Origin of the sequence: Rhodanobacter sp. Col0626, from assembly GCF_049994385.1 — a bacterium.
Classification (GTDB): Bacteria; Pseudomonadota; Gammaproteobacteria; order Xanthomonadales; family Rhodanobacteraceae; genus Rhodanobacter.
Map to the genome: position 1 here is coordinate 787859 of NZ_CP188260.1, position 25173 is coordinate 813031.

Annotated in this window: 22 protein-coding genes; 18 read left to right on the top strand and 4 right to left on the bottom strand. The window is 64.7% G+C overall.

Annotated features, from left to right (window positions below):
- Positions 1-160: 160 nt before the first annotated feature.
- From ACPPVV_RS03235 to ACPPVV_RS03285, 11 genes are all read left to right on the top strand, one after another.
- A complete protein-coding gene (locus tag ACPPVV_RS03235) occupies positions 161-1219 on the top strand; it encodes a pilus assembly protein PilM (protein WP_426702041.1) in 1059 nt (352 codons plus the stop codon).
- Positions 1219-1983, top strand: coding sequence for a PilN domain-containing protein (locus ACPPVV_RS03240; protein ID WP_426702042.1), 765 nt, complete (start codon positions 1219-1221; stop codon positions 1981-1983). Before ACPPVV_RS03235 ends, ACPPVV_RS03240 begins: the two co-directional genes overlap by 1 nt.
- The gene (locus ACPPVV_RS03245; RefSeq protein WP_426702043.1) at positions 1980-2648 is read left to right on the top strand and encodes a type 4a pilus biogenesis protein PilO; all 669 of its coding nucleotides are present in this window, start codon (positions 1980-1982) and stop codon (positions 2646-2648) included. The genes ACPPVV_RS03240 and ACPPVV_RS03245 overlap by 4 nt, the downstream gene beginning before the upstream one ends.
- On the top strand, positions 2648-3190 hold the full coding sequence (locus ACPPVV_RS03250) for a pilus assembly protein PilP (protein WP_426703153.1): 543 nt from the start codon (positions 2648-2650) through the stop codon (positions 3188-3190). Before ACPPVV_RS03245 ends, ACPPVV_RS03250 begins: the two co-directional genes overlap by 1 nt.
- 55 nt (positions 3191-3245) lie before the next feature.
- Entirely contained in the window at positions 3246-5450 is a 2205-nt protein-coding gene (gene pilQ / locus ACPPVV_RS03255) for a type IV pilus secretin PilQ (protein ID WP_426702044.1), read from the top strand.
- A 181-nt stretch (positions 5451-5631) separates the two neighbouring features.
- Positions 5632-6627, top strand: a complete 996-nt coding sequence (locus ACPPVV_RS03260; RefSeq protein ID WP_426702045.1) for an AAA family ATPase — start codon at positions 5632-5634, stop codon at positions 6625-6627.
- Positions 6624-7568, top strand: a complete 945-nt coding sequence (locus tag ACPPVV_RS03265) for a DUF58 domain-containing protein (protein ID WP_426702046.1) — start codon at positions 6624-6626, stop codon at positions 7566-7568. The genes ACPPVV_RS03260 and ACPPVV_RS03265 overlap by 4 nt, the downstream gene beginning before the upstream one ends.
- Positions 7565-8086 (top strand): DUF4381 domain-containing protein, encoded by a 522-nt coding sequence (locus ACPPVV_RS03270; RefSeq protein ID WP_426702047.1) that lies wholly within the window; start codon positions 7565-7567, stop codon positions 8084-8086. Before ACPPVV_RS03265 ends, ACPPVV_RS03270 begins: the two co-directional genes overlap by 4 nt.
- Positions 8079-9065 carry a VWA domain-containing protein gene (locus tag ACPPVV_RS03275; RefSeq protein ID WP_426702048.1) on the top strand — a complete coding sequence of 329 codons (987 nt, stop codon included), beginning with the start codon at positions 8079-8081 and terminating at the stop codon, positions 9063-9065. Before ACPPVV_RS03270 ends, ACPPVV_RS03275 begins: the two co-directional genes overlap by 8 nt.
- The gene (locus ACPPVV_RS03280; RefSeq protein WP_426702049.1) at positions 9062-10960 is read left to right on the top strand and encodes a tetratricopeptide repeat protein; all 1899 of its coding nucleotides are present in this window, start codon (positions 9062-9064) and stop codon (positions 10958-10960) included. The genes ACPPVV_RS03275 and ACPPVV_RS03280 overlap by 4 nt, the downstream gene beginning before the upstream one ends.
- Positions 10961-10977: 17 nt before the next feature.
- Entirely contained in the window at positions 10978-12651 is a 1674-nt protein-coding gene (locus ACPPVV_RS03285) for a BatD family protein (protein WP_426702050.1), read from the top strand.
- A gap of 38 nt (positions 12652-12689) precedes the next feature.
- Here ACPPVV_RS03285 and ACPPVV_RS03290 read toward each other — a convergent pair whose 3' ends face one another.
- Entirely contained in the window at positions 12690-13217 is a 528-nt protein-coding gene (locus ACPPVV_RS03290) for an O-acetyl-ADP-ribose deacetylase (protein ID WP_426702051.1), read from the bottom strand.
- Between the two features lie 67 nt (positions 13218-13284).
- Here ACPPVV_RS03290 and ACPPVV_RS03295 point away from each other — a divergent pair, with 67 nt between their 5' ends.
- The 4 genes from ACPPVV_RS03295 to ACPPVV_RS03310 all read left to right on the top strand — a co-directional run bounded on the left by ACPPVV_RS03295 (position 13285) and on the right by ACPPVV_RS03310 (position 18604).
- Positions 13285-13740, top strand: coding sequence for a MarR family winged helix-turn-helix transcriptional regulator (locus ACPPVV_RS03295; RefSeq protein ID WP_426702052.1), 456 nt, complete (start codon positions 13285-13287; stop codon positions 13738-13740).
- A gap of 212 nt (positions 13741-13952) precedes the next feature.
- On the top strand, positions 13953-15065 hold the full coding sequence (locus ACPPVV_RS03300; protein ID WP_426702053.1) for an efflux RND transporter periplasmic adaptor subunit: 1113 nt from the start codon (positions 13953-13955) through the stop codon (positions 15063-15065).
- 4 nt (positions 15066-15069) lie between these two features.
- Positions 15070-18162, top strand: a complete 3093-nt coding sequence (locus ACPPVV_RS03305) for an efflux RND transporter permease subunit (protein ID WP_426702054.1) — start codon at positions 15070-15072, stop codon at positions 18160-18162.
- Positions 18163-18220: 58 nt separating this feature from the next.
- Positions 18221-18604, top strand: coding sequence for a hypothetical protein (locus ACPPVV_RS03310; RefSeq protein WP_426702055.1), 384 nt, complete (start codon positions 18221-18223; stop codon positions 18602-18604).
- A gap of 47 nt (positions 18605-18651) precedes the next feature.
- Here ACPPVV_RS03310 and ACPPVV_RS03315 read toward each other — a convergent pair whose 3' ends face one another.
- The 3 genes from ACPPVV_RS03315 to ACPPVV_RS03325 all read right to left on the bottom strand — a co-directional run bounded on the left by ACPPVV_RS03315 (position 18652) and on the right by ACPPVV_RS03325 (position 21428).
- Positions 18652-20091, bottom strand: a complete 1440-nt coding sequence (locus ACPPVV_RS03315; protein ID WP_426702056.1) for a M20/M25/M40 family metallo-hydrolase — start codon at positions 20089-20091, stop codon at positions 18652-18654.
- Between the two features lie 138 nt (positions 20092-20229).
- Positions 20230-20643, bottom strand: a complete 414-nt coding sequence (mscL, locus tag ACPPVV_RS03320; protein WP_426702057.1) for a large-conductance mechanosensitive channel protein MscL — start codon at positions 20641-20643, stop codon at positions 20230-20232.
- Between the two features lie 98 nt (positions 20644-20741).
- Positions 20742-21428: a fumarylacetoacetate hydrolase family protein gene (locus ACPPVV_RS03325; protein WP_426702058.1), complete on the bottom strand. Its 687-nt coding sequence runs from the start codon at positions 21426-21428 to the stop codon at positions 20742-20744.
- A gap of 237 nt (positions 21429-21665) precedes the next feature.
- Between ACPPVV_RS03325 and ACPPVV_RS03330 the strand changes: the two genes are divergently transcribed.
- The 3 genes from ACPPVV_RS03330 to ACPPVV_RS03340 all read left to right on the top strand — a co-directional run bounded on the left by ACPPVV_RS03330 (position 21666) and on the right by ACPPVV_RS03340 (position 25167).
- Positions 21666-22901 (top strand): efflux RND transporter periplasmic adaptor subunit, encoded by a 1236-nt coding sequence (locus tag ACPPVV_RS03330; protein WP_426702059.1) that lies wholly within the window; start codon positions 21666-21668, stop codon positions 22899-22901.
- 114 nt (positions 22902-23015) lie between these two features.
- Positions 23016-23705 (top strand): ABC transporter ATP-binding protein, encoded by a 690-nt coding sequence (locus ACPPVV_RS03335; RefSeq protein ID WP_426702060.1) that lies wholly within the window; start codon positions 23016-23018, stop codon positions 23703-23705.
- Between the two features lie 298 nt (positions 23706-24003).
- On the top strand, positions 24004-25167 hold the full coding sequence (locus ACPPVV_RS03340; protein ID WP_426702061.1) for an ABC transporter permease: 1164 nt from the start codon (positions 24004-24006) through the stop codon (positions 25165-25167).
- Positions 25168-25173 lie beyond the last annotated feature (6 nt).

A 25173-nucleotide genomic window follows, 5' to 3' on the forward strand; every position in this document is an offset into this window, starting at 1 on the left:
CTGCGCCATTCTCGGGGATTCCACAAATGTGGTCGGCATCACGTCAATTACTTGAGAAAGTTGCCGTAGACCGTTGCCATTGCGTTAATTTTTCGATTTAATGCCACTGCGCACCCCACCAGGATTCTGGTCGGGGCGCTAGGGGCAAGGGGGAAACACCGTGGGGCTCTTTACACCCAAGAAGCCGGCGCTGATTGGTGTCGACATCAGTTCGACTGCCGTCAAGTTGCTGCAGCTAAGTCAGGCCGGTGGCCGTTATCGCGTGGAGCATTACGCGGTCGAGCCTCTGCCGCCCAATGCCGTCGTCGAAAAGAACATCGTCGAGGTCGAGGCGGTGGGCGATGCGATTCGGCGGGCGCTGGCGCGTTCGGGCTCCAAGCTCAAACACGCATCCGCCGCGGTGGCCGGATCGGCGGTGATCACCCGCATCATTCCGATGACTGGCGACCTCTCCGACGACGATCTGGAAGGCCAGATCCAGGTCGAGGCTAACCAGTACATCCCGTATCCGATCGACGAAGTAAGCCTCGACTTCGAGGTGCTCGGCCCGGTACGCGACAACCCCGACATGAACAATGTGCTGCTGGCGGCCTCGCGTACCGAGAACGTCGACATGCGCGTGGCCGCGCTGGATCTGGGTGGACTCACCGCCGGCGTGATCGACGTCGAGGCGTTCGCGATGGAAAACGCTTTCGCGATGGTCGCCGACCAGCTCAATGTCGGCCGTGACGCGCTGGTGGCGGTGGTCGATATCGGCGCCACCATGACCACGCTGTCGGTCCTGCGCAACCAGCGCACGATCTATTCGCGCGAACAGGTCTTCGGCGGCAAGCAGCTGACCGACGAGATCATGCGGCGCTTTGGGCTTTCCTACGAGGAAGCCGGCCGCGCCAAGCGCAAGGGCGGGCTGCCCGAATCCTATGAAACCGAGGCACTGGAACCGTTCAAGGAATCGCTGATCCAGCAGATCAGCCGTTTGTTGCAGTTCTTCTTTGCCGGCAGTGAATACAGCAAGGTCGACCAGGTGGTTCTGGCCGGCGGTTGCGCCTCGATCGAAGGGCTGGGCCCGATGCTGGAAGAACAGCTCGGCGTCCCCTGCATCGTCGCCAACCCGCTGGCCCGCATGTCGCTGTCGCCGCGGGTGCAGGCGCAGTCGCTGGCCCAGGATGCGCCGGCGCTGATGATTGCGGTCGGCCTCGCCATGAGGAGTTTCGACTGATGGCACAAGTCAACCTACTGCCGTGGCGCGCCGAACGGCGCAAGCAACGGGAACGCGAGTTCTACATGCAGCTCGTCGCCGCCTTCGTGGTGGCGCTGGGCGTGCTGTTGCTGTGGATCTTCTGGATGAATCAGCGCATCGACAACCAGAACGACCGCAACACCTACCTGCAGACCGAAATCAAGCAGCTCGACGTGCGCATCGCGAAGATCAAGGATCTGGAAACGGTGCGCGAGCACCTGCTGGCGCGCAAGCAGATCATCGAGCAGTTGCAGGCGGACCGTTCGCAGATGGTGCATCTGTTCGACGAATTGGTGAAGACCATCCCCTCCAGTGCGCGCCTGACCGGCCTGAAGCAGAACGGCCAGTCGATGTCGCTCGACGGCGTGGCGCAATCCAACGCCAGCGTTGCCGAATACATGCGCAATGTGGAGTCCTCGCCGTGGATGGGTCATACCGATCTGCGCAAGACCGAAAACATGCATGACGCGTCCCGCATGCCTTACGTCTTCGGCCTCAATGTATCGCTGAGTCGGCCCAAGAGCGACGAAACCGACGCCGGCAAGACGCCGGTGGACCCGGCAGCTGCCAGCAGCAGCGCGACGCCGGCAGCGATGACCCCGGCAACGACGACTCCGGCAGTCCCCGGCAGCGCCGTCAAGACCATGACCACGGCTCCGGCGAAAGCTGCCGCGACGCCAGTGATGGCACCAGGGGTCAAGCCGGGCAGTGCGCCGGCCGCCACCGGAGGGGCCAAGTCATGAAGTTCCTCGACGACATCCGCAATCTCGATCGCAACAACGTCGGTGGCTGGCCACAGTCGGTCAAGGTGTTTTTCACCGTGCTGCTATTGGGCGTGGTGCTGCTGATCGGCTGGTACTTCTTCGTCAGCGACCAGCAGGACAGCCTGACTTCGCTGGCTGCCAAGGAGGGCCAGCTCAAACAGGAGTTCTCCACCAAGCAGGCCAAGTCGGTCAACCTGGAGGCACTGCAGCAGCAACTCGATGAAATGCAGGACATGCTGCGCCAGCTGCTGCGTCAGTTGCCCAGCAAGACCGAGATGCCCGAACTGCTGATCGACATTTCGCAGACGGCGCAAGCGGCGGGCCTGAATCCCGAGCTGTTCCAGCCTGGCCCGGAAACGCCGAAGGATTTTTACGCAGAGAAGCCGATCACCTTGCGCATGACCGGCACCTATCACCAGTTCGGTGCGTTCATCAGTGGTGTGGCTTCGTTGCCGCGGGTGGTGATCCTGACCTTGCATGATGTCTCGCTGACGCCGAAGACGCCCAGCAAAGGCGACGCTGCCTCGAACGGCCAACTCGTACTGCAAGGCACGGTCAAGACCTATCGCTATCTCGATGACGAAGAGAGCGCCGCCGCGGCTGGCAAGGGTAAAGGCAAGGGCAAGGCGGGAGCGGCAAAATGATGACCAAGCTAGTTGCCATCAAACCGGCCCATGCGACCCGAATCCTGCTCATGCTCGGTGCCGTACTGGTGCTTGGCGGTTGCACCCGTGGCATGTCCGATCTGCGCAGCTGGGTGGCGCAGGAGAAGGCCAAGAAGGGCGCGCCGATCCAGCCTTTGCCGGTCATCAAGACGTTCGAAACGTTCAAGTACGACGATCAGGATCGACGCGATCCGTTCAGCCCGAGCACGGCCGAGCTGCAGACCAGCAACGCCAACACCGGTCCACGGCCGGATGCCAATCGCGCCAAGGAACCGCTCGAGCTGTTCGCGCTGGACAGCCTGAAGATGGTCGGCACGGTCGGTACCGGGGCGGGCATGGAAGTGCTGATCAAGGACCCGGGTGGCGTGATCCACCGTGTCCATGCCAACGAATACATGGGCCAGAATTACGGGCACATCACCGCGATAAGTGAGGACCATATCGACCTGGTCGAGCTGGTATCCAACGGTAATGGTGGCTGGATGGAACGTCCGGCCAGCATCGCGCTCGGCGAGCAATAGGTAGACAGGGGCAGATGCAATGAGCAACCAAATCCAATCCGTCCGAGGCCGTGTCATGCGCCATGCAAGCCGCTACATGTTGATGGGCCTGCTGATCGCCGGCACCACCTGGGCCAGCGCCGCGATGGCCGCCACCACGACGCTGAAGAACATCAGCTATGACGCGCTGCCTGGTGGCGGCGTCGAATTGCACATGGACTTCGGCAACGGTCCGGTGCCGCAACCGAAGATATTCACCACCGGCAATCCGCCTCGCATTGCGATCGACCTTCCCGATACCGACAACGCCGCCGCGCGTCATCTGGACATCGGCAAGGGCTCGACCTCGGGCGTGTCCGCGGTATCGGCCGGTGGTCGCACCCGCGTGGTGGTGGAACTGATGCGCGAGTCGAGTTATCGCTCGCGGGTCGACGGTCACAGTCTGGTGCTGACCATCAACAATGGCAGCGCGGATCAATCCGTGACCACGGCTTCGACCATCGATCCGACCAAGGCGCTGCCGTCTTCATCCGCCGGCCCGACCATTTCCAACATCGATTTCCGTCGCGGTCCGAATGGCGAAGGTCGCGTGCTGATCGACTTCAACGGCAGTGGCGCGAACGCCGAGATGACCCGCAAGGGTGACAAGGTGCTGGTCACCATCGATCACGCAAACCTGCCGGCCAATCTTGCCCAACGCCTGGATACGCTGGACTTCGCGACGCCGGTGCAGTCCATCGTCACGCGCACCGGCATGGGTGGCGGCGCACGCATGGAGATTGCGATCAAGGGCAACGTCGATACGTCCGCCTACCAGACCGCCAACCAGTACGTGGTCGAAGTCGCACCGAAGAAAGCATCGGCCAAGGACGAAAAGCTGGGCAAGCTGGACAAGGAGCCGAGTTACAACGGCAACCGCGTCACCTTCAACTTCCAGGACATTCCGGTACGTTCGGCCCTGCAGTTGATCGCCGACATTTCCAAGCTCAACCTGGTGGCATCGGACAGCGTGGGCGGCAGCGTCACCCTGCGCCTGGTCAATGTGCCGTGGGATCAGGCACTGGACGTGATCCTGCGCGCCAAGAGCCTGGACAAGCGCCGTAACGGCAACGTGATCTGGGTCGCGCCACAGGCCGAACTGGCCAAGTACGAGCAGGACCTGGCAGACGCCAAGCTGAAGGCGCAGGACACCGCCGAACTGGTCACCGATTATGTGCCGATCAGTTACGGCAAGGCGGCGGACATCGCCAAGCTGTTGACCTCCGGCAGCATGCAGGGTGGTGGCGGCAGCAGCGGTGGCGCCAATACCCAGCGCGGCTTCCTGTCGCCACGTGGCAGCGTGTCCTTCGATGTGCGTACCAACACCTTGCTGTTGAACGACACGCCGGAGAAGATCAAGCAGTTGCGCGACCTCATTGCCGTGCTGGACAAGCCGGTGCAGCAGGTGCTGATCGAATCGCGCATCGTGGTGGCTACCGATGACTTCACCCGCGAACTGGGTGTGAAGTGGGGCGTGCAGGCTCTTCACACCACCAGTGGCGGCAATGTGATCACCACCAGCCCGCAGGGCGGTGCCAAGGGCGCGGCCGACTTGGCCATCGAGCGCGCCAACAATAATAGTGGCGCCAGCAATGCCAGCGGTGTGACCACCTACCAGACCGGAGCCGGCGGATTCAATGTGAGCCTGCCAGCGGCCAACCCGACCGGGCAGTTCGGCCTGGCGATCCTGGGCGCGAACTACATGGTCGATCTGGAGCTGTCGGCAGCGCAGACCGAAGGGCGTAGCGAGGTCATTTCCAGTCCGCGCGTCATTACCGCAAACCAGCAGGAAGCGGTGATCCGCCAGGGTCAGGAAATCGGTTACGTGACCTTCCAGAACAGCGGTGGTACCGGCGCCGGCAGCGGTACCGCTACGGTGCAGTTCAAGGACGCCGTGCTGGAGCTGAAGGTGACGCCGACCATCACCGCCGACAATCGTGTCTACCTGACGATCAATGTGAAGAAGGACGCACTGGACGGGTACGTGGATGCCCCGGGTAGCGGCAAGATCCCGACCATCAACACCCGCGAGATCAACACCTCGGTGCTGGTGGATAACGGGCAGACCGTGGTGCTCGGCGGCATTTACGAGATCAACAAGACCAACACCGTTTCCAAGGTACCCGGGCTCGGCGACATTCCCGGCATTGGCGCGCTGTTCCGCAATACGTCGCGGACCAGCAACAAGGCGGAATTGCTGATCTTCGTGACACCGCGCATCCTCAGCGACACGTTGCAGTAAGTTTCTGGTCCGCTGGACAAAAAAGAGGCGGCTTCGGCCGCTTCTTTTTTTTTTGCCGCGGGTCCGCATCGACAGCTGATTAAACTTCCGCGGTCGTTTATGGTCTGTAGCACGCTGCCTGATCCCGGCGTTACGCGACACCGTGGGATCCGGCTTGTCACGTCTAGAACGGAAACCGCTCATGGATACACCTGAAACCCAGCCTCCCGGACCGTTGCAACAGTCCTTCCTGCGACTGCGGGACGAACTGCAGCGTTGCATCATCGGTCAGCCGCACCTGATCGACTGTCTGCTGGTGGCGTTGCTTGCCGATGGTCATTTGTTGGTCGAGGGTGCGCCGGGTCTGGCCAAGACCACGGCGGTAAAAGCGCTGGCGGCGCGAATCGAGGCAGATTTCCATCGGGTGCAGTTCACCCCCGATCTGCTGCCGGCCGATCTCACCGGTACCGATGTGTTCCGGCCACAGTCGGGCAGTTTCGAATTCGAACGCGGCCCGCTGTTCCACAACATCATCCTGGCGGACGAGATCAACCGCGCGCCGGCCAAGGTGCAATCGGCGCTGCTGGAGGCGATGGCCGAACAGCAGATCACCGTTGGTCGCAGCACCTGGCAGTTGCCCGAGCTGTTCATGGTGATGGCGACACAGAATCCGATCGAACAGGAAGGCACGTTCGCCTTGCCCGAGGCGCAGCTCGACCGCTTCCTGATGCACGTGACGATCGGCTACCCGGATGCGGTCGCCGAACTGGCCATTCTCAAGCTGGCGCGCGAGCAGGCCAGCCGTCGTGCGCATCCCGTTGCAGCACCGCCGGCGTTGCTCAGTCAGGCCGATGTTTTCGCCGCGCGGGATGCCGCCATGGCGGTGCACATGGCGCCGGCATTGGAGGAATACCTGACCCAATTGGTACTGGCCACGCGCGATGCCGGCCGCTACGGCACGGAGTTGAAACGCTGGATCGCCTGGGGCGCGAGTCCGCGCGCCACGATCGCACTGGACCGCTGCTCGCGTGCGCAGGCATGGCTCGCCGGGCGCGTCTATGTCCTGCCGGAAGATGTGCACGGCATCGCCCATGAAGTGCTGCGCCATCGCGTGCTGCTGAGCTACGAGGCGGAAGCCGAGGGCGTGCGGCCGGACCAGGTGATCGATCGCCTGCTGGATCTCGTGCCGCTGCCGTGAACGTCGTTGCACCACATCGCGTGGACGGTGACGGCCGCAGCCAGGTCTCGCTGGCCGAACTGATCGCGCTGCGTGCGCGGGTCGGTCGCGTGCGCATGGCGCCACTGCTCAGTCGTGCCGCGCGCAGCGGCCAGCAGTCCAGCCGTCTATACGGCCGTGGCATGGATTACGCGGAGTCACGTGTCTATCAAGCTGGTGACGACGTGCGTCGACTGGACTGGCGGCTCACGGCACGCAGCGGCAAGCTGCACACCAAGTTGTTCCAGGAGGATCGCGAAGGCAGCCTGCTGATCCTGCTGGACACTCACGACAGCATGCGTTTCGGCACGCGGACGCGCTTCAAGTCGGTACAGGCAGCGCGCGCGGCGGCCTGTGCTGCCTGGTATGCGTCGCGTGCCGGCGAGCGGGTGGGCGTGATGGCGTTCGGCCATGCCGATCAATTGCTGCGACCGCAAGCCGGGCCACGTGGCGTGCTGGCGGTATGCGGCGCGCTCGGCGAGTGGGACATCCTGCCCGCTGACAAAACCACGTCCCGAATCGAGCCATTGTCCGATGCGTTGCGCCGGGCGTCCCGCGTGGTGCACGGGGCCAGTCGCGTGCTGTTGATCAGCGACGGTTTCAGTTGCGACGCCCTGGCGCGCCAACGTCTGCTCGATCTGACCCGGCATGCCGGGGTCAGCGTGCTGGTGGTGGCCGACACCCTGGAACTGGCGTTGGCGCCAGCGGGTCGCTATCCGCTGGAACATGCAGGTGAGCGTCGTGAGGTCCGGCTGCAATCCGATCGCCAGCGCCAGGATTTCCAGCGTGCTCTGGGTGCCGGTCCGGCGCGCCTCGGTGAACTGGCTGGATCGCTGGGACTGCGTTGTACCAGCATCGATACCACTGCTGATCCGTTCGACGCGGTCACCGGTTTGTTCGGTGGCGCGAGGCCGAAACGATGAGCGCGCCGCCAGTTCAGAGGCCCTCCGGACCCGACCTGCGCGACATCCACCTGCCGCCCGATCCGTCGTGGTGGCCGCCGGCGTCCGGCTGGTGGATGCTGGCGGCGTTGTTACTGGTGATCGTGCTGGTCGGCGCGTGGTATTGGCGGCGGTACCGGCGCGTGTTGCGACAACGACGGTTGGTTCTGCTGGAACTCGACCAGCTGGCATCGCGTTATGCGCTTGATGGTGATCACGCCGCGCTGGCCAGCGCAATGCATCAACTGCTGCGCCGGGTGGCGCGACGACACGAGGTGCTGGCTACGCATCAGCGTGGCGACGCCTGGCGACAGACACTGGCAAGGGTGCCGGTCGATGGCATGACGCTGGATCGGTTGCTGGCGCTGGACCGGCAGATCTATCGACCGCCGACACCATTCGATCACGAAGCCGCTGTCGTGGCTGTACGGCAGTGGCTGCGGCTGGCACTTAAACCGGCGACGTGGAAGCGGATCGCGAAGGAGCGCGCCCATGACTGAGTTCGCATGGCCGTGGATGATCGTGCTGTTGCCGCTGCCGTGGCTGCTGCGCCGCTTGTTGCGGCCGGCAGCGCCAGGACAGGCCTTGCACCTGCCGCAGCCCGGCGTGCAACTGACGGTGGTGGCCGGTAACAACGCGCGCGGCACGGCGCCCTGGTTGCTGGCATTGGCCTGGCTGTGCCTGCTTGCGGCCGCGGCGCGCCCGCAATGGGTGGGGCCGCCGCAGGCGCAGCAACGCAGTGGCCGCTCCCTGATGCTGGCGGTGGATCTGTCCGGCAGCATGCGCACGGGCGACATGCAGCTGGCTGGCCAACCGGTCAGCCGCTTCGGTGCCGTCGAGGCGATCGCCGGCGACTTCATCAGCCGCCGCAATGGCGACGAGATGGGCCTGATCCTGTTTGGCAGCCAGGCCTTCCTGGTGACGCCGTTGACCTACGATCTTTCGGCAGTACGGGCACAGTTGCAGGGTGCCGCAGTGGGTCTGGCCGGCACCGAGACGGCGATCGGCGACGCCATTGCAGTCGCGGTGAAGCGCTTGTCGGCGTTGCCCTCGCAGGCCCGCGTTCTGGTGTTGCTCACCGATGGCGTCAACAACGCCGGCAGCATCGAGCCGCGCGAGGCGGCACGCGCGGCCAAGGCGGCCGGCGTGCGCATCTACACCATCGGCGTCGGTGCCACGCGGATGCGCATACCGGGATTCTTCGGCAGCCAGCTGGTCAATCCATCGGCCGATCTGGATGCGAACATGCTCACCCAAATCGCCACGCAGACTGGCGGGCATTTCTTCCGCGCCACCGACAGTCGCGAACTGGCCGATGCCTACCGGGCGATCAATGCGCTGGAGCCGATGCCGCAACACGGTCCCACCCTGCGTCCGCGGCATGAGCTGTTCCGTTGGCCGCTGCTGGCCGCGATCGTGTTGTTGCTGCTGGTGATCGTGCCACGCCGGTTTGACCGTGCGTCGGAGCGTCCGGCATGAATACGCTGCTGCAGCAGTTCCACTTCCTGCGGCCATGGTGGCTGGCGGCGCTGGTCGCGTTGCCGCTGCTGTGGTGGCTGGGCGCACGCAGCGACGCAACCCAGCGCGCGTTGTCGCGTCTGGTCGATGCGGAGCTGTTGCCACACTTGCTGCGCGGGCGTGCCGGCAATCGCCGGCTGCCGTTGTGGCTGTTTGCGCTGGGCTGGGCGCTATGCGCGCTGGCACTGGCCGGGCCGAGCTGGAATCGCATCAGCCAGCCGCTGTATGCCAGTCGAGCTGCGCAGGTGGTGGCGATCTCCTTGTCGCAACACATGCTGTCGCGTGACGTGGCGCCGAGCCGGCTCGACCGCGCGCGCTACAAGGCACATGACCTGCTGGGCAGCAATCGCAGTGGACTCAATGCATTGATCGGCTACGCAGGCGAAGCGTTCGTGGTGGCACCGCTGACCTCCGATGCCGGCAGCCTCGATGATCTGCTCGATGCGATGAGCCCCGATACGATGCCGGTGGATGGTGACAACGCGGCGCTGGCGATCACGCGCGGCGCGGCCCTGATCCACGACGGCAAGGCCAGCGGCGGATCGCTGGTGCTGATCACCGACCAGGCCGATGCTGCTGCCGATGCTGCCGCGCGTCAGGCCAGTGCGGCCGGCGTGCACGTGTCGGTGCTGGGCGTCGGTACGACGCAGGGTGGCCCGATACCATTGTCCGATGGCGGTTTTCTGCACGACGCCCAGGGCGGCATGGCGCTGGCTCGTCGCGACGACGCGGCGCTGGGCGCGCTGGCGGCCGCAGGCGGCGGCATCTATGTGGCGATGACGACGGATCATCGTGATATCGACGCACTGCACGCGCAGTTGCGCACCGCGCCGGCCGTAGCGATGGGCGGACAGGTCGGTGACGAATGGCAGGATCGCGGCCCGTGGCTGCTGCTTCCGTTGCTGCTGATCGTGGCGCTGGCCTTCCGTCGCGGCTGGCTGCTGGTGTTGCCACTGGTCCTGTTGCCATTGGTGCCGACCGCCGCCTCCGCGACGACGTGGCAAGACCTGTGGCAGCGTCCGGATCAGCAGGCGGCACAGGCGCTGAAACAGGGGCATGCGAGACAGGCGCAACAACTGGCGCGCGATCCCGCCTGGCGCGGCGCTGCGGCGTATCGGGCCGGCAACTACGCGGCAGCGGCACAGTCGCTGCGGCAGGCGCGTGGCGCCGATGCGGCATACAACCTCGGTAATGCGCTGGCCCGACAGGGCGAGTATCGGCAGGCCATCGATGCGTACGATCGCGCGCTGAAGCTTGAGCCGGGCCACGCCGACGCTCAGGCCAACCGCAAGGCCGTCGAAGACTGGTTGCGCCAGCAGAAAGAAAAGCATTCGCCCGATCAGCAGCAACACGAAGGCCACAACGGCGACAAGAGCCAGTCGTCGCAGGACGGGCAAGGCAAGAACGGCAAATCCGATGCGAAGGATCGGAAATCGTCCCAGGACGATTCAACGCCCCCCGGCAAGCAGGATCGGGATGGCAAGTCGCCATCGTCGGATCAGCCTGAGCAGAACTCGACAGGCAAGGATCGCTCCGGCAAGGATCAAGGCAAGGATCAATCAAGTCCCGAGACCGCGCAGCAACAGGCCGAACAGAAGGCGCAAGCCGAGCGCGCGCAGCAAGCGCTGAAAAAGCAGCTGGACCAGGCACTGGCCGGACAAACGGGAAAACCATCGGACAAGCCGCATCAACTGGGCGCGATGGCGAAGGATGATCCACGCTCCACGCTGCCGACGGATCTGCAGCATGCGCTGCAGCGCGTGCCGGACGATCCCGGTGCACTGTTGCGCCGCAAGTTCGAACTGGAATACCAGCAGCGCCACGGCGGCGCGCCGAGCGAGGACGATCAGCCGTGATATCCCGACGACTCATGATGACGTGCTGGTGGCTGGCCTTGCTGCTGGTTCCGGCCATGGTGCATGCCACGGATGTGCAGGCCACGCTGGATCGCAGCAGCGTGCAACTGGGTGAAACGGTCACCCTCAACCTGCGCATCGACAACGCGGGCGGCAACATCCAGCTGCCCGACCTCAGCGTACTGAACCAGGATTTCAGCATTCTGGGTACCTCGCAGAACAGCAATCTCAGTATCGTCAACGGCAAGGCCAGTTCGACCCTGACCATCGGCGTGGCACTGCGTCCGAGCCATGTGGGCACCTTGCAGATCCCGGCGCTGAGTGTCGACGGCAGTCGCACCGCGCCGCTGCAGCTCCAGGTCAGCGCACCCGATCCGGCCGGCGCAGCCACCACGCACAACGATGTTTTCATGGAGGCGCAAGCGGAGCCTGCACACGGCTACGTCGGCCAGCAGCTGAGCTATGTGCTGCGCCTGTATTACGCGACCAACATCAGCAATGGTGCGTTGAGTGCGCCGCAGGTCGATGGCCTGGAAGTGAGCCGGGTCGGCAGTGATCTCAACTACGACGCCCAACGCGGTGGCCGCACCTATCACGTACTGGAGCGGCGCTACGCGCTGGTTCCGCAACACGCCGGCAAGATAGAGATTCCCGCCGCGAGTTTTCAGGGCGAGGCCATCGATCCGAACGATCCGGACAGTTTCTTCGGCTCCAGTACGCCGATTTCCGCCAGTGCGCCGGCGGTATCGATCGATGTGCAGCCGCCGCCGGCGGACTGGGGCAGGAATGCCTGGTTGCCCGCGCGCCAACTGAGCCTGACATTGGACGGCTGGCCCGGCGCACAGGATTCGGTACGCGTGGGGCAGCCGCTGAACCTGACCATGAACCTGCAAGCCACCGGCGTGCCGTTCGAAGCGCTGCCGGCATTGAGCCTGCCGTCGCTGGACGGCGCCAAGGTCTATCCGGACAAGCCGGTCACCGGCAATCGGCAGGATGGCCAATGGATGGTCGGTCGACGTCAGCAGTCGTTTGCGATCGTGCCCGAACGCGCAGGCACGCTGACCATCCCGGCGACCACCCTGAAATGGTGGAATGTACTGACCGACCATATGGAAGTGGCGCAGGTTCCCGCCCATGACGTCACCGTGTTGCCGGCGATCGGCGCGGCCGTCCAACCATCCAGTCCGGCCCCGGCCTTGGCCCCAGCATCCGGTGCCGCTGCGCCTGCGACAACAGCCCTCGCGCAATCGGTACCGTGGCGCTGGATTGCACTGGGCAGCGTTGGCCTGTGGCTGTTGAGCACACTGGCGTGGTGGCTCTGGCGACGTCGCCGTGTGGCACCGATCGCCGCACCAGCGGCGGCACGGACGTCGGCGCGCCAGTGCCAGCTGGCCTTCCTTGCCGCGGCGCGTGGCAGTGATACGGCGGCACAGGCGCGCTCCTTGCTGGCCTGGGCGCGTGCCGAGCGGCCGGCGATCCAGCATCTGGGCGAACTGGCTGCGGCGTTGGACGCTGCGGCCCAGCGCGCAGCTATCGCCTCCCTGCAGCAACGCCAGTATGCCGGCACGCCGTTGTCCGTCGCCGGGGCAGATCTGGCGCAGGTGTTCAAGCGCGGCTTCGTCTGGCGGGTTTCAGGCAAGCCCGGGCAGGACACCGGATTGCCACCGCTCTATCCATTCAAGCTGCACTGAGCGACTTGTCCACATCGCATGACAGGGAAAGACGAGATCTATCCCGAATGGTCCAGTGCATGCTGGAACACCTCGCGCATGGCGTCGCTGAAGCAGCACAAGGTCACCTCGATGCCGCCAAGGTCATCGCCAAGCTCGTCGCGCAGGGCGGCAATTGCCACGGTGGCGGCCTGCGCGGGTGGGTAGCCGTACACGCCGCAGCTGATCGCCGGGAACGCGATCGTGCGTAGCCCGTGTTCGCGCAGCCGCTGCAGCGAATGGCGATAGCAGCGTTCCAGCAGCAGCGCTTCGTCGTGGCCGCCGCCGTGCCAGACCGGGCCGACCGTGTGGATCACGTACCGGGCGGGCAGGGCGAAGCCAGGGGTGATGCGCACCTCGCCCGTGGGACAGCGCACGCCGGGCGCGGATTCCGGCAATGCGCGGCAGGCCGCCAGCAGGGCTGGCCCGGCGGCCCGATGAATGGCTCCGTCCACGCCGCCGCCGCCGAGCAGGCTCGGGTTGGCGGCGTTGACGATCGCGTCCACGCGCAGCTCGGTGATGTCGGCGGTGACGGTCTTCATGGGCATGGCTTCGCGGAAGGTGGCAGCTTATGCTTCAGGCGGTTAATCAGGTGCAGTGAGGTTGCAACGGATCATGGCGAAAACGGAAGACATTTCCTTCGGTTATCTGCTCAGCGATGTGACCTTGCTGTTTCGCAAGCACTTCGATCGGCGTGCCGTGAAATTCGGCCTCACGCGGGCGCAATGGCGCGCGACCAAGGTGTTGTATCACCGCGAGGGGTTGCGCCAGACCGAACTGGCCGAATTTCTGGAAATGGAACCGATCGCGGTGGGCCGCGTGATCGACCGGTTGCAGGCAGCGGGTTTCGTCGAGCGCCGCCCCGATCCGAAGGATCGTCGTGCCTGGCGGCTGCACACCACCGAGCAGGCGCGGGTGATCGTCGGCGACATGGAATTGATCGCGCGCGACCTGCGCAAGGACGTCACCCGCGGCATCGGTCATGACGAATTGCAGCAGGCATTGGCGGTGATCAGCCGGATCAAGGACAACCTGCTGGCGCTGGAACAGGGCGAAAGTGGCGTCCCTTAGCTTTTCCGCGCGCCAGCCAGTGCCATTGGTTGGGGGAATTCATGCCGATATTCGCGGCATAGTGACGATCCAAGCCGCTCTTCCGGTCAACCTGGGGCGGATAGCCGCGTTGTAATCTGCTGATGCATCGTCATCGGCATTGCGGTTCCCCCAGCCGCGCAGCATCCACCAGCTGCCACCGTGCGTGGCGCGAAGATCGAGAATCCCCACGCATGTCCTGGAAAAAAATCGTCCTCGTCGTGGCTGCCTTGTTGGCGGTCGCCCTGGTCATGTACTTCGTGCGCTACGCCGGCCATGGCGCCACCCAGACGAAAGCGGCCGCACCGGTACCGGTTGAAGCGGCCAGCGCCACCCAGGGCGATATCGAGCTGTCGCTGAAGCTGGTGGGCCGGGTCGAGGCGTGGTCGACGGTGACGCTGCGCGCAAGGGTGGCCGGCCAGTTGCAGTCGTTGTCGTTCAAGCCCGGTACGCTGGTGCACCGTGGCGATGTACTGGCGCAGCTCGACCCGAGCCTGCTGAAGGCCCAGCTCGACCAAGCGCGCGGCGTCGTCGCACGTGACCAGGCGCAATTGCAAAAAGCGCAGGCCGACCAGCAGCGCTACGCGGACATGCTCGGCAAGGGCTTTGTCTCCAAGGCCGATTACGACACCTACAAGGCCAACCTGGCCGTGGCGCGAGCCGCGCTGCAGAGTGACCAGGCGGCGCAGGAACTGGCGCAAACCCAACTCGACTACGCGCGGATCGTGGCGCCGTTCGACGGCATCACCGGCGCACCGCTGGTATGGCCGGGCGCGCAGATCAGCGCCGACAGCACCGACATCGTGGTGCTCAACGAAATCGAGCCGGTGCGCGTGGCGTTCAACATCCCCGAGGACAGCCTGCCCGCCGTACGCGAAGCGCAGGCACGCGGCACGCTCACTGTGCGGGTGACCATCTCCGGTGATACCGGCGCGCCGCTGGCCGGCACGCTGGATTTCGTCGACAACGCCGTCGACGCCACCACCGGCACGATCGTGCTGAAGGCGCGTTTCGACAACGCCGACCATCGCCTCACGCCGGGCCAGTTCGTGCAGGTGATGTTGCCGACCACGCGATTGGCCAACGTGATCAGCGTGCCGGTGCAGGCCTTGCAGAGTTCGACCAACGGCAACTTCGTGTTCGTGGTTGGCGCCGATGGCAAGGTGCAGCAGCGCCCCGTCACCACCGGACCGACCAGTGCCGGGCGCACGGTGATCGACAAGGGCCTGAAAGCCGGCGAACGGGTGGTGACCGAGGGCCAGATGCTGCTGGTCGACGGCAGCGCCGTCACCGTCAAGCAGGGTTGAGCGGATGAATATCCCGGAGCTCTGCATCCGCCGGCCGGTGATGACCACGCTGCTGATGACGGCGTTGCTGGTGTTCGGCATCGTGTCCTATCCGCAGCTGCCGGTGAACGAGTTGCCGAACGTCGACTTCCCCACCATCAGCATCAGCGCCAGCCTGCCCGGTGCATCGCCGGAAACGATGGCGTCGGCGGTGGCCACGCCGCTGGAAGGCAAGCTGTCGACCATCGCCGGGATCAGCTCGATGAGCTCGACCAGCGCGCTCGGTTCGACCTCGATCACGCTGACCTTCGAACTCGATCGCAACATCGACGCAGCCGCGCAGGACGTGCAGTCGGCGATTTCCTCGGCGCTGCGCCAGCTGCCGAAGGAAATGACCACGCCGCCCACGTTCCGCAAGGTCAACCCGGCCGACGCGGCGATCCTGTACCTGGCGATGAGTTCTTCGACGATGCCGTTGACCCAGGTCGACGAATACGCCGAGACCGAACTGGCGCAACAGCTGTCGATGGTCGACGGCGTGGCGCAGGTCAACGTGTACGGCTCGCAGAAATACGCCGTGCGGATCAGCGTGGATCCCGATCGATTGGCCGCCGCCGGCATCGGCATCGACCAGGTGCAGAACGCGATTTCCGATGCCAATGTCAACCAGTCCACCGGCTCGCTGTACGGCTCGCGCCAGCAGTTGCCGATTCGCAGTGATGGCCAGTTGCAGCGCGCGGCGGCGTACAACGACGTGGTGGTGGCATACCGCAACGGCGCACCGGTGCACGTGCGCGATATCGGCGTGGCGCGCGACAGCGTGCAGGACGACCAGAAGGCCAGCTCATACAACGGCACGCGCGCGATCGTGCTGGCGATCCAGCGCCAGCCCGGTGCCAATACCGTGGCGACGGTGGACCGGATCAAGGAAGTGCTGCCCGGTTTCAGCGCCGGTTTGCCGCCGTCGGTAAAGCTGGAAACCCTGTACGACCGCTCGCAATCGATTCGTGCCTCCGTCGACGATGTGCAGTTCACCCTGCTGCTGGCCGGCGTGCTGGTGGTGTTCGTGATCTACCTGTTCCTGGGCAGCCTGTCGGCCACCCTGATCCCGGCGGTGGCGCTGCCGATCTCGGTGCTGGGCACGTTCGGCGTGATGTACGCGCTGGGCTACAGTCTGGACAACCTCTCGCTGCTGGCGTTGACGCTGGCCGTCGGTTTCGTGGTCGACGATGCCATCGTGATGCTGGAGAACATCGTGCGCCACATGGAGGCCGGCGTGCCGCCCTACGAGGCGGCGCTGCAGGGTGCCAGTGAAATCGGCTTCACCATTTTCTCGATGACACTTTCGCTGATTGCCGTGTTCATCCCGGTGATGTTCATGGGCGGCATCGTCGGCCGGTTGTTCCACGAGTTTGCCGTCACCATCAGTGTGGCGATCCTGATCTCCGGCATCGTGGCGATCACGCTCACGCCGATGTTGTGCAGCCGCTTCGTGAAGGCGCACGGAGACGAGAAGAAGAATTGGCTGGTCGGCGGTTTCGACCGTGGTTTCAATGCCGTGCAGCGCGGTTATGCCGGCAGCCTGCGCTGGTGCATGGACCGGCCGCGCATTGTGCTGGTCGCGTTCGGCCTGAGCCTGCTGGCGACGGCGCTGCTGTTCTACGTGGCACCGAAGGACTTCATACCCGCCGGCGACAACGGCCAGTTGCATGTCAACACGGAAGGTCCGGAGGACATCTCCTTCCAGGGCATGGTGGCGCGCCAGCAGCAACTGGTCGACGTGGTGGCGAAGGATCCGAACATCGCCGGCTACATGTCCACCGTGGGCGCTGGCGGTTCGCGCAGCACGGTCAACAACGGCTCGATCCTGCTGCTGTTGAAACCGGCGAACGAACGCAAGCTCGATCCGGGCGGCATCATCCAGGAGCTGCGGCCGAAGCTGGCGAAGGTGGCCGGCATCCGCACCTATCTGCAGAATTCGCCGGCCATCCAGATCGGCGGTCGCCAGTCCAAGGCGCAATATCAGTACACGCTGCAGTCGGTCGATCTGGCTGCGCTGTACAGCTGGAGCGGCAAGGTGACCCAGGCGTTCGGCACGTTGCCGGGTTTCCAGGACGTCACCAACGATCTGGATTTGAACAGCCCGTCGATCGTGGTCAAGGTCGACCGCGCCAAGCTGGCGCCACTGGGCCTCACCATGGCGCAGGTACAGACCGCGCTGGGCATCGGCTTCGGCGAAAACCAGATCTCCACCATCTATGGCTCGTCCACGCAGTACTGGGTGATCCTGCAGGTAGAGCGCAAGTTGCAGAATGATCCAGGGGTGCTTTCACAGCTGTATGTCACCTCCGCCAGCGGCACGCTGGTGCCACTCAGTGCGGTGGCCAGCTTCGACCGCGAGCCGCAGGCGTTGACCGTGAACCACCAGGGCCAGCTGCCGGCAGTGACCGTGTCGTTCAATCTCGCGCCGGGCGTATCACTGAGCGACGCCGTCACCAGCATCAACCAGGCCATGGACAAGATGGGCTTGCCGGCCACGATCAGCGGCAGCGTGCAGGGCACCGCGCAGGCATTCCAGCAATCGATGCAGGGCATGGGCATGCTGTTGCTGCTGGCGGTGTTCGTGATCTATCTGGTGCTGGGCATCCTCTACGAAAGCTTCATCCACCCGCTGACGATCCTGTCCGGCCTGCCGGCCGCGGCGGTGGGCGCGCTGCTGACCCTGGTGATCTTCCACGCCTCGCTGGACCTGTTTGCCTTCGTCGGCATCGTGATGTTGATCGGTATCGTCAAGAAGAACGCGATCATGCTGATCGATTTCGCGCTGGAGCGGCAGCGTGACGAAGGCATGCCACCGGCGCAGGCGATCTTCGAAGCCTGTCGCGTGCGTTTTCGCCCGATCATGATGACCAGCATGGCCGCCATGGCCGGTACGCTCCCGATCGCGCTGGGTATCGGTGCCGGTGCGGAGGTACGCCGTTCACTCGGCCTGGCGGTGGTCGGCGGACTGGTCTTTTCGCAGATCCTAACGCTGTACCTGACACCGGTGATCTATATCTACATGGACCAGCTGCAGCGGCGTTTCGCCCACACGGACAAGCCGGCGCAAGCGCAGTAAGTTGCGGTATTCGGCAGGTGGCGGCTAGGCTGGCTTCCTCATCAATGAGGGAGCGACCATGCGCAGCCCGACCTCCATCCTGACCGTACTGACCAGTTTCTTCGTCGGCGCCGCCGCCTGCGCCGCCACGCCTGCGCAGATGGATGCGGCTGCCTTGCGCGCTTACGCCGGCAAGCCATGGGACAAGGCGGCATCGATGAACACCACGGTCGAGCTGGGACGCTATCGCGACGTGCCGGTAGTCGCCGACTTCCCCTGTTCCGACGTCTGCCCGCAGTACACCGTGCGCATCATCCACTACCGGCTGCCGGCGGACGCCTCCTGCGCCAGCGTGGGCGGAGTCGAAAAGCAGGTGCTGGTACCGATCGCGATCGCCGTGCGCACGAAGACCGTCTGCGTTCCCGCGCCGCTGGTGGAATCGGGGCAGTACTACGCCAGGTGAGCGCGCGCTTTGCATCCTCCCCTGCGCGCAGGGGAGGATGCGCATCGTTACTCGCCGGCACCGTCCTTGGCGAACGCACCTGACGCCGAGCCGAAGTCGCCATCGGCCTGCGCGGCCATGTACGAGAACGTCGCATACACCGCTACGTTCTGCGCCAGTTCCTTCGGATCGATCTTGTCCAGCGTGTCGTTGGAAGTGTGGTGCCAGTCGAAGTACTTGGTGCCGTCCTGGGTCAGCGACAACGCGGCCATGCCCTTGCCGTGCATCTGCGAGAGGTCGGAACCGCCGCCACCCGGACGTTTGGCGTCATAGGCCACGCCGATGGGTTTGAGCACATCCGCGATCTGTCCGATGGCATGGCGTGCTTCCGGTTTCACGCTGGCGCTCATGCGCCATACCGGGCCGGAGCCGAAGTCGGACTCGGTGCCGAGCTGGAATTTGCCTACGTCAACCGCGTGCTTGTCGGCGTATGCGCGTCCGCCCCACAGGCCCATTTCCTCATTGGCAAAGGCGATGACCCGGATGGTGCGGTCGGGGCCTTGCGGCAGATCGTGAATCAATTTGCCCGCCGCCATCGCGATCGCCACGCCGGCGCCGTCATCGATCGCCCCGGTGCCCGGATCCCATGAGTCCAGATGTCCGCCGATGGCAACGACCTGGTCGGGATATTTTTTGCCGGTGATTTCGCCGATGACGTTGGCACCGGTGTATTCGCCGACAACGCCGCAATCGAGAGCCATCTTCACGGTGACCGGCTTGCCATAGCCCAGCACGCGCTCCAGTTGATCGGCATCGGGGTTGGACAAGGCGGCAGCGGGAATGGCGACCTTCGGATCGGTAAAGCCGGTGACGCCGGTGTGGGCGATGCGTTGATGCGCATCGGTGCCAGCCGAGCGCAGCAGGTAGCCCGCGGCGCCCTTGCCGGCGGCGATCACCGGACCGGCCGTGCGCACCGCCGAACCCATGCCGTAGTCATGGCCGTCCTTCGCGCGCTGCATGCGATAGCCGACATAGACGATCTTGCCTTTCACGCTGGCCGGGTCTGCCGCCTTCAACGCAGCCAGGCTGTCGAATTTCACCACTTGCGCGGTGAGGCCGCCTTTCGGGGTGCCGGGTGAATAGCCCAGCGCACTCAACACCAGCGGCTGCGGGAATGGCGCGACGATTTCGGCATGTTCGCTGTGGCGCTGCCACAAAGGATAGGTCACGGCTTCGGTGTAGACCTTGTCATAGCCGAGCGCCTTGAACTTCGCCACGGCCCAGTCGCGCGCGCGCTGGTCGGCATCGCTGCCAGCCATGCGGGGACCGACCTCGGTCGTCAGCGACTCCACGATGCGGTATCCGGTGTCGTCATGCATCGCCTTGTCGCGCAACTGTTCAGCCGTCTTCACGGCTGCAGCAGGAATGCTGGTGGAGCTGGCGGCACTGGCGATGCCGCTGGCCAGCGCCAGGCTGGCGGCGAGCAGGGTGAGGGGAAGATGGCGCATCGGGCTACTCCGCTGGACAAACACCGATTATGGCCTTGTCGTCGGCGGCCGCTTAGGCCAGAAGTCATGGCTGGGTAGTGGGGGAGCCGCGGAGTCTGCTGCAGTATTGCTTTTGTTCTCGGCTCCCCATTCGTCCCCTTACAGCGACTTGTTCTTCAACAGGTCGCGGATCTCGGTGAGCAACACCACGTCGGCCGGCGGCGCGGCGGGCGCGTCGTCCTGCTTGTGGCTGAGCCTGTTGATCGCCTTGACCACCATGAAGATCGCGAACGCGATGATGATGAACTGGATCAGGGTGTTGATGAAGGCCCCGTACTGGATCGCCACCTCGGCGATTTTATGGGTCGGATCGGTATTGTCGGCGGGCTTGAGCACCCATTTGAGCTGACTGAAGTCGATGCCGCCGGTAAGCATGCCGATCGGCGGCATGACGATCTGATCGACCAGCGAGGTGACGATCTTGCCGAACGCGCCACCGATGACCACACCGACAGCCAGGTCGATGACATTGCCACGCATCGCAAACGCCTTGAATTCGCTGAGCATGCTCATGCTTTGGTGCTCCTTCGTTGAGCCGTATGGCGGGATGACTCTAGCGCGTCAGCGTGCCATCGGACAGACGAAAACTTCTTAGGAAATCCTGCGAAGGATCAGACGACCACGCCATCCAGTTCGGCGATGCCCACCAGTTCGGCGTGGAAGCGGTCGCCACGTTGCAACGCAGCAACGCCGGCTGGGGTGCCCGTAAAGATCAGGTCGCCGGCCTGCAGCTCGAACAGCGTCGACAACGCCGCAATGATTTGCGGCACGCCATGCACCATGTCGCCCAGCGTGGTCTGCTGGCGACGCTCGCCGTTTACGTCCAGCCACAGTTGCGTGTCCGCCCCCACGTGGACCGCGGCCGCCGGCCGCAAGGCGGATACCGGTGCGGAGTGATCGAATGCCTTGGCCACATCCCATGGATGGCCCTTGGCCTTGGCCTGCGCCTGCAGGTCGCGACGGGTCAGGTCCAATCCCACGCCATAACCCCAGACCAGCGCGGCTGCCTGTTCGGGCGAGAGATCGCGGCCGCCGCCACCCAGTGCCACCACCATTTCCACTTCGTGGTGGAGGTCGCTGGTGGCCTGCGGATACGGCACATCGGCGCCGTCGCTGACCACCGCGTCGGCCGGCTTGCAGAAGAACATCGGCGCGGACTTGTCCACCGTGGCGCCCATCTCGCGTGCATGCTCGGCGTAATTGCGCCCGATGCAGAACACCCGGCGGATCGGAAAGCGCAGGTCGGAACCGATGATCGGCAGGCTGGGCTGGGCTGGGGCGGCGATGGCGTAGTTCATGCGCGCAAGCGTAGCAAAGCGGACCGCAGGATGGCGGCTTCGGAATAACCGCTGGCCCGGTGCCACATGGCGACGCGCGGGGCAGCGGGTTACTCTTGGCCCGGCGGTGCATGAATCGATGAGCCTGGGGATGACATCTGTCATCGACGATGGCTGATGTCGCACCCTGATCGCGACGGGGTCGATCAGTCAGTCTTGCATCCATTGGCAACCGGCAGCGCCGGGCGGGGAAGACGAGTGGACAACGCGGATCTGTTGAAGGAATTGCGCATCGAGCGCCATCAGCGCGAGGATCACGCTGGTGGTCCGGCGCGCTGGCCATGGATTGTCGCTGCGGCAGTCGTGCTGCTGGGCTTGCTCGGTGGCGCTGGCTGGATGCTGCTGGGCCACCGCGCGATCACGGTGCAGACCGCCGCCGCCGTGGCGCCGAGTGCCGGTGGCGAAGCCGGCGCGGTACTGCAGGCGACCGGTTATGTCACGGCACGGCGGCAGGCCACGGTGTCGGCCCAGATCACCGGCACGCTGACCGCGGTGCTGATCGAGGAAGGCGACCACGTCAAACAGGGCCAGGTGCTGGCGAGGCTGGACGACAGCGGCTACAAGGCCAATCTGGCGGCGGCGAAGGCACAGGCCGATGCCACGCATGCGCAGGTGGCGCAGTACCGGGCGCAATTGGCGCAAGGCATCCATGATGCCGCGCGTCTGCAGTCGCTGGTGGCCCGTGGGCTGGTGTCGAAGCAGAGCGCCGAACAGGCGCAGACCCAGGTCAACAGCCTGCGCGCCCAGCTCGCTGCGCAACAACAGCAGGCCAAGTCGGCTACCGCCCAGGCCGCGGTGGCGCAGGTGAATTTCGATTACTGCGTGGTGCGCGCGCCGTTCAGCGGGGTGGTCACCACCAAGGACGCCCAGGTCGGCGAGATCATTTCGCCATTGTCCGCAGGCGGCGGTTTCACACGCACCGGCGTGGGCACCATTGTCGACATGGATTCGCTGGAAGTCGATGTCGACGTCAACGAGGCCTATATCGGCCGGGTCAAGCCGGGCATGCCGGCCGACGCGGTGCTGGATGCGTATCCGGACTGGACCATTCCCGCGCACGTGGTCGCCATCGTACCCACCGCCGACCGCGGCAAGGCCACCATCAAGGTGCGCGTGGCGCTGGAGAAGAAGGACGCACGCGTGGTGCCTGACATGGGCGCGCGGGTATCGTTCCTCGAACAGAAATCGAAACCGACCGCCGCCGTGCCGCAAGGTGTGCTGGTGCCCGGTGCGGCGATCGTGCAACGCGACAACCACAGCGTGGTATTCGTGATCGACGGTGACAAGGCGCGCCAGCGCACGGTGAACCCTGCCGCACAGGCCTATGGCGAACTGCGCCTGCTGCCGACGGCGGTAAAACCGGGAGACAGCGTGGTGGTATCGCCACCGGCCGACCTGCGCGATGGTTCGGACGTCCAAACGAAGAAGCCGTAGATCCATCTTTACCTGCAGGAGCGACTTCAGTCGCGATGCCTTTCGGATGTTTCGTGAAGTAGCGCCACTGAATTCGATTCCACAGCCAGACTAGAAAGCCATCGGAGAGTTGCCATGGGCACACTGATCGAGATCCAGAACCTCGCCAAGACCTACGAGCGCGGCAAGCAGAAAGTCGAAGTGCTGCACCACGTCAACCTGGACATCGCCGAAGGCGACTTCCTGGCGTTGATGGGCCCTTCGGGTTCCGGCAAGACCACCTTGCTCAACCTGATTGGCGGCCTCGACACCCCCAGCGCCGGTAGCATCAGCGTGGGTGGCCAGCGCATCGACCAGCTCGGCGGCGGTGCGCTGGCGAAGTGGCGCGCGTCGAATGTCGGCTTCATCTTCCAGTTCTACAACCTGATGCCGATGCTGTCCGCGCAGCGCAATGTGGAACTGCCGCTGCTGCTGACGAAGTTGTCGGCGGCGCAGCGCAGGAAAAATGCCTCCATCGCGTTGCAGCTGGTCGGGTTGTCCGATCGCGCCAGCCACAAACCCAGCGAATTGTCGGGCGGCCAACAGCAGCGCGTGGCGATCGCCCGCGCCATCGTGTCCGATCCCACGCTGCTTGTCTGCGATGAGCCCACGGGCGATCTCGATCGGCAGTCCGCCGAAGACGTGCTCGGCCTGTTGCAACAGCTCAACCGCGAGCACGGCAAGACCATCGTGATGGTCACGCATGATCCGAAGGCAGCTGAGTACGCCAGCCACACGCTGCACCTGGACAAGGGCACGCTGGTCGAGCAGGGCGCGTCGGCGTGATGGACACGCGGCAAAGAGCGAGCCCGCTCCAACCCTCCCCTGTGCGCAGGGGAGGGAGCACTGCTCCTGTCCTTCCTGTTGCCTGCAGAGTCCAGGACACCCTTGCTCCTCCCCCGGCTCGCAGGGGGAGGCTGGGAGGGGGCAAGGCTTTTGACCTTGCGGCGAAGAGCGACCCCACAGCAGCACTTTCTGCGGCCAAAGGAAGTCCCTTCAGTGGCTTGCAGCGAAGGGACTACATCCCCGGCTTCCGCGCCGCCGTGTCGGCGCGGAAGCACCGTGATCCCCAGAGGATTCCGTCATGAAATACCTCCATCTGATCTGGGCCGCGCTGTTCCGGCGCAAGACCCGAACCATCCTCACCCTGGTGTCGATCATCGCCGCGTTCCTGCTGTTCGGCATGCTCGATGCGGTGCGCACCTCGTTCGACCAGGCGGGCAAGAGCGCCAACGGTGCCGAGCGTCTGCAGACCGGCTCGAAACTGTCGTTCATCCAGACCTTGCCGTCATCGCTGGAGCTGCCGATCGGCAAGGTGCCCGGGGTCAAGGAGGTGGCGTACGCCAACTGGTTCGGTGGCGCCTATCAGGATCCGCACAACCAGATCTTCAGCTTCGCGGTGAGTCCGAACTACATCGACCTGTTTCCGGAGATCGAAGTGGGCGCCGACCAGCGCAAGGCTTTCGACTCCACCCGCACAGGCGTGCTGGTCGGCGAGCAGCTGGCGCAGAAATACCACTGGAAGGTCGGCGACAAGTTGCCGCTGCAGTCCACCATTTTTCCGACCCATGACGGCACCAAGAACTGGAGCTTCGACATCGTCGGCATCATGCATCCGAAGGACAAGAACAGCGGCGGCATGTTCAATCAGCTGATCCTGCTGCACTGGAAATATTTCGACGAAAGTACGCCGTACAACCGCGGTTCGGTGGGCTGGTACGTCAGCCGCGTCACCGACGTGAACCAGGCCGATCGCGTGGCCAAGGCGATCGATGCGATTTCTGCCAACTCCGATCACGAAACCCGCACACAGACCGAACAGGCCGCGGCGGCGAACTGGATCAAGCAGCTGGCCGACATCGGCCTGATCGTGGGATCGATCATGGGCGCGGTGTTCTTCACGCTGATGCTGTTGTCGGGCAACACCATGATGCAGGCTGTGCGCGAACGGACGTCCGAACTGGCCGTGCTCAAGACGATCGGCTTTTCCAGCCGCAGCGTGCTGTGCATGGTGCTGGCCGAATCGGTGCTGCTGTTGCTGATCGGCGGTGTGCTGGGGCTGGGTATCGCCACTGTGCTGATTCCCGTGGTCAGCGCGCACAGCGGTGGCTTGTCGCTACCCTCGCCAGGGATGAGCAATTGGGTGTTGGGCATCGGGCTGATGGTGCTGATCGGCCTGGTGGTGGGCGTGTTGCCGGCGCTGCGCGCCATGCGCCTGAACATCGTCGATGCACTGGCCGGCCGCTGAGGATCA

Bases quoted from the DNA above. Each gene is read 5' to 3' on its own strand.
- ACPPVV_RS03275 (WP_426702048.1), top strand. From the start codon at position 8,079: ATGACTGAGTTCGCATGGCCGTGGATGATCGTGCTGTTGCCGCTGCCG.
- ACPPVV_RS03300 (WP_426702053.1), top strand. From the start codon at position 13,953: ATGTCCTGGAAAAAAATCGTCCTCGTCGTGGCTGCCTTGTTGGCGGTC.
- mscL (WP_426702057.1), bottom strand. From the start codon at position 20,643: ATGAGCATGCTCAGCGAATTCAAGGCGTTTGCGATGCGTGGCAATGTC.
- ACPPVV_RS03250 (WP_426703153.1), top strand. From the start codon at position 2,648: ATGACCAAGCTAGTTGCCATCAAACCGGCCCATGCGACCCGAATCCTG.
- ACPPVV_RS03295 (WP_426702052.1), top strand. From the start codon at position 13,285: ATGGCGAAAACGGAAGACATTTCCTTCGGTTATCTGCTCAGCGATGTG.
- ACPPVV_RS03325 (WP_426702058.1), bottom strand. From the start codon at position 21,428: ATGAACTACGCCATCGCCGCCCCAGCCCAGCCCAGCCTGCCGATCATC.
- ACPPVV_RS03340 (WP_426702061.1), top strand. From the start codon at position 24,004: ATGAAATACCTCCATCTGATCTGGGCCGCGCTGTTCCGGCGCAAGACC.
- ACPPVV_RS03285 (WP_426702050.1), top strand. From the start codon at position 10,978: ATGACGTGCTGGTGGCTGGCCTTGCTGCTGGTTCCGGCCATGGTGCAT.
- ACPPVV_RS03315 (WP_426702056.1), bottom strand. From the start codon at position 20,091: ATGCGCCATCTTCCCCTCACCCTGCTCGCCGCCAGCCTGGCGCTGGCC.
- ACPPVV_RS03290 (WP_426702051.1), bottom strand. From the start codon at position 13,217: ATGCCCATGAAGACCGTCACCGCCGACATCACCGAGCTGCGCGTGGAC.
- pilQ (WP_426702044.1), top strand. From the start codon at position 3,246: ATGCGCCATGCAAGCCGCTACATGTTGATGGGCCTGCTGATCGCCGGC.
- ACPPVV_RS03305 (WP_426702054.1), top strand. From the start codon at position 15,070: ATGAATATCCCGGAGCTCTGCATCCGCCGGCCGGTGATGACCACGCTG.
- ACPPVV_RS03270 (WP_426702047.1), top strand. From the start codon at position 7,565: ATGAGCGCGCCGCCAGTTCAGAGGCCCTCCGGACCCGACCTGCGCGAC.
- ACPPVV_RS03310 (WP_426702055.1), top strand. From the start codon at position 18,221: ATGCGCAGCCCGACCTCCATCCTGACCGTACTGACCAGTTTCTTCGTC.
- ACPPVV_RS03260 (WP_426702045.1), top strand. From the start codon at position 5,632: ATGGATACACCTGAAACCCAGCCTCCCGGACCGTTGCAACAGTCCTTC.
- ACPPVV_RS03335 (WP_426702060.1), top strand. From the start codon at position 23,016: ATGGGCACACTGATCGAGATCCAGAACCTCGCCAAGACCTACGAGCGC.
- ACPPVV_RS03245 (WP_426702043.1), top strand. From the start codon at position 1,980: ATGAAGTTCCTCGACGACATCCGCAATCTCGATCGCAACAACGTCGGT.
- ACPPVV_RS03280 (WP_426702049.1), top strand. From the start codon at position 9,062: ATGAATACGCTGCTGCAGCAGTTCCACTTCCTGCGGCCATGGTGGCTG.
- ACPPVV_RS03240 (WP_426702042.1), top strand. From the start codon at position 1,219: ATGGCACAAGTCAACCTACTGCCGTGGCGCGCCGAACGGCGCAAGCAA.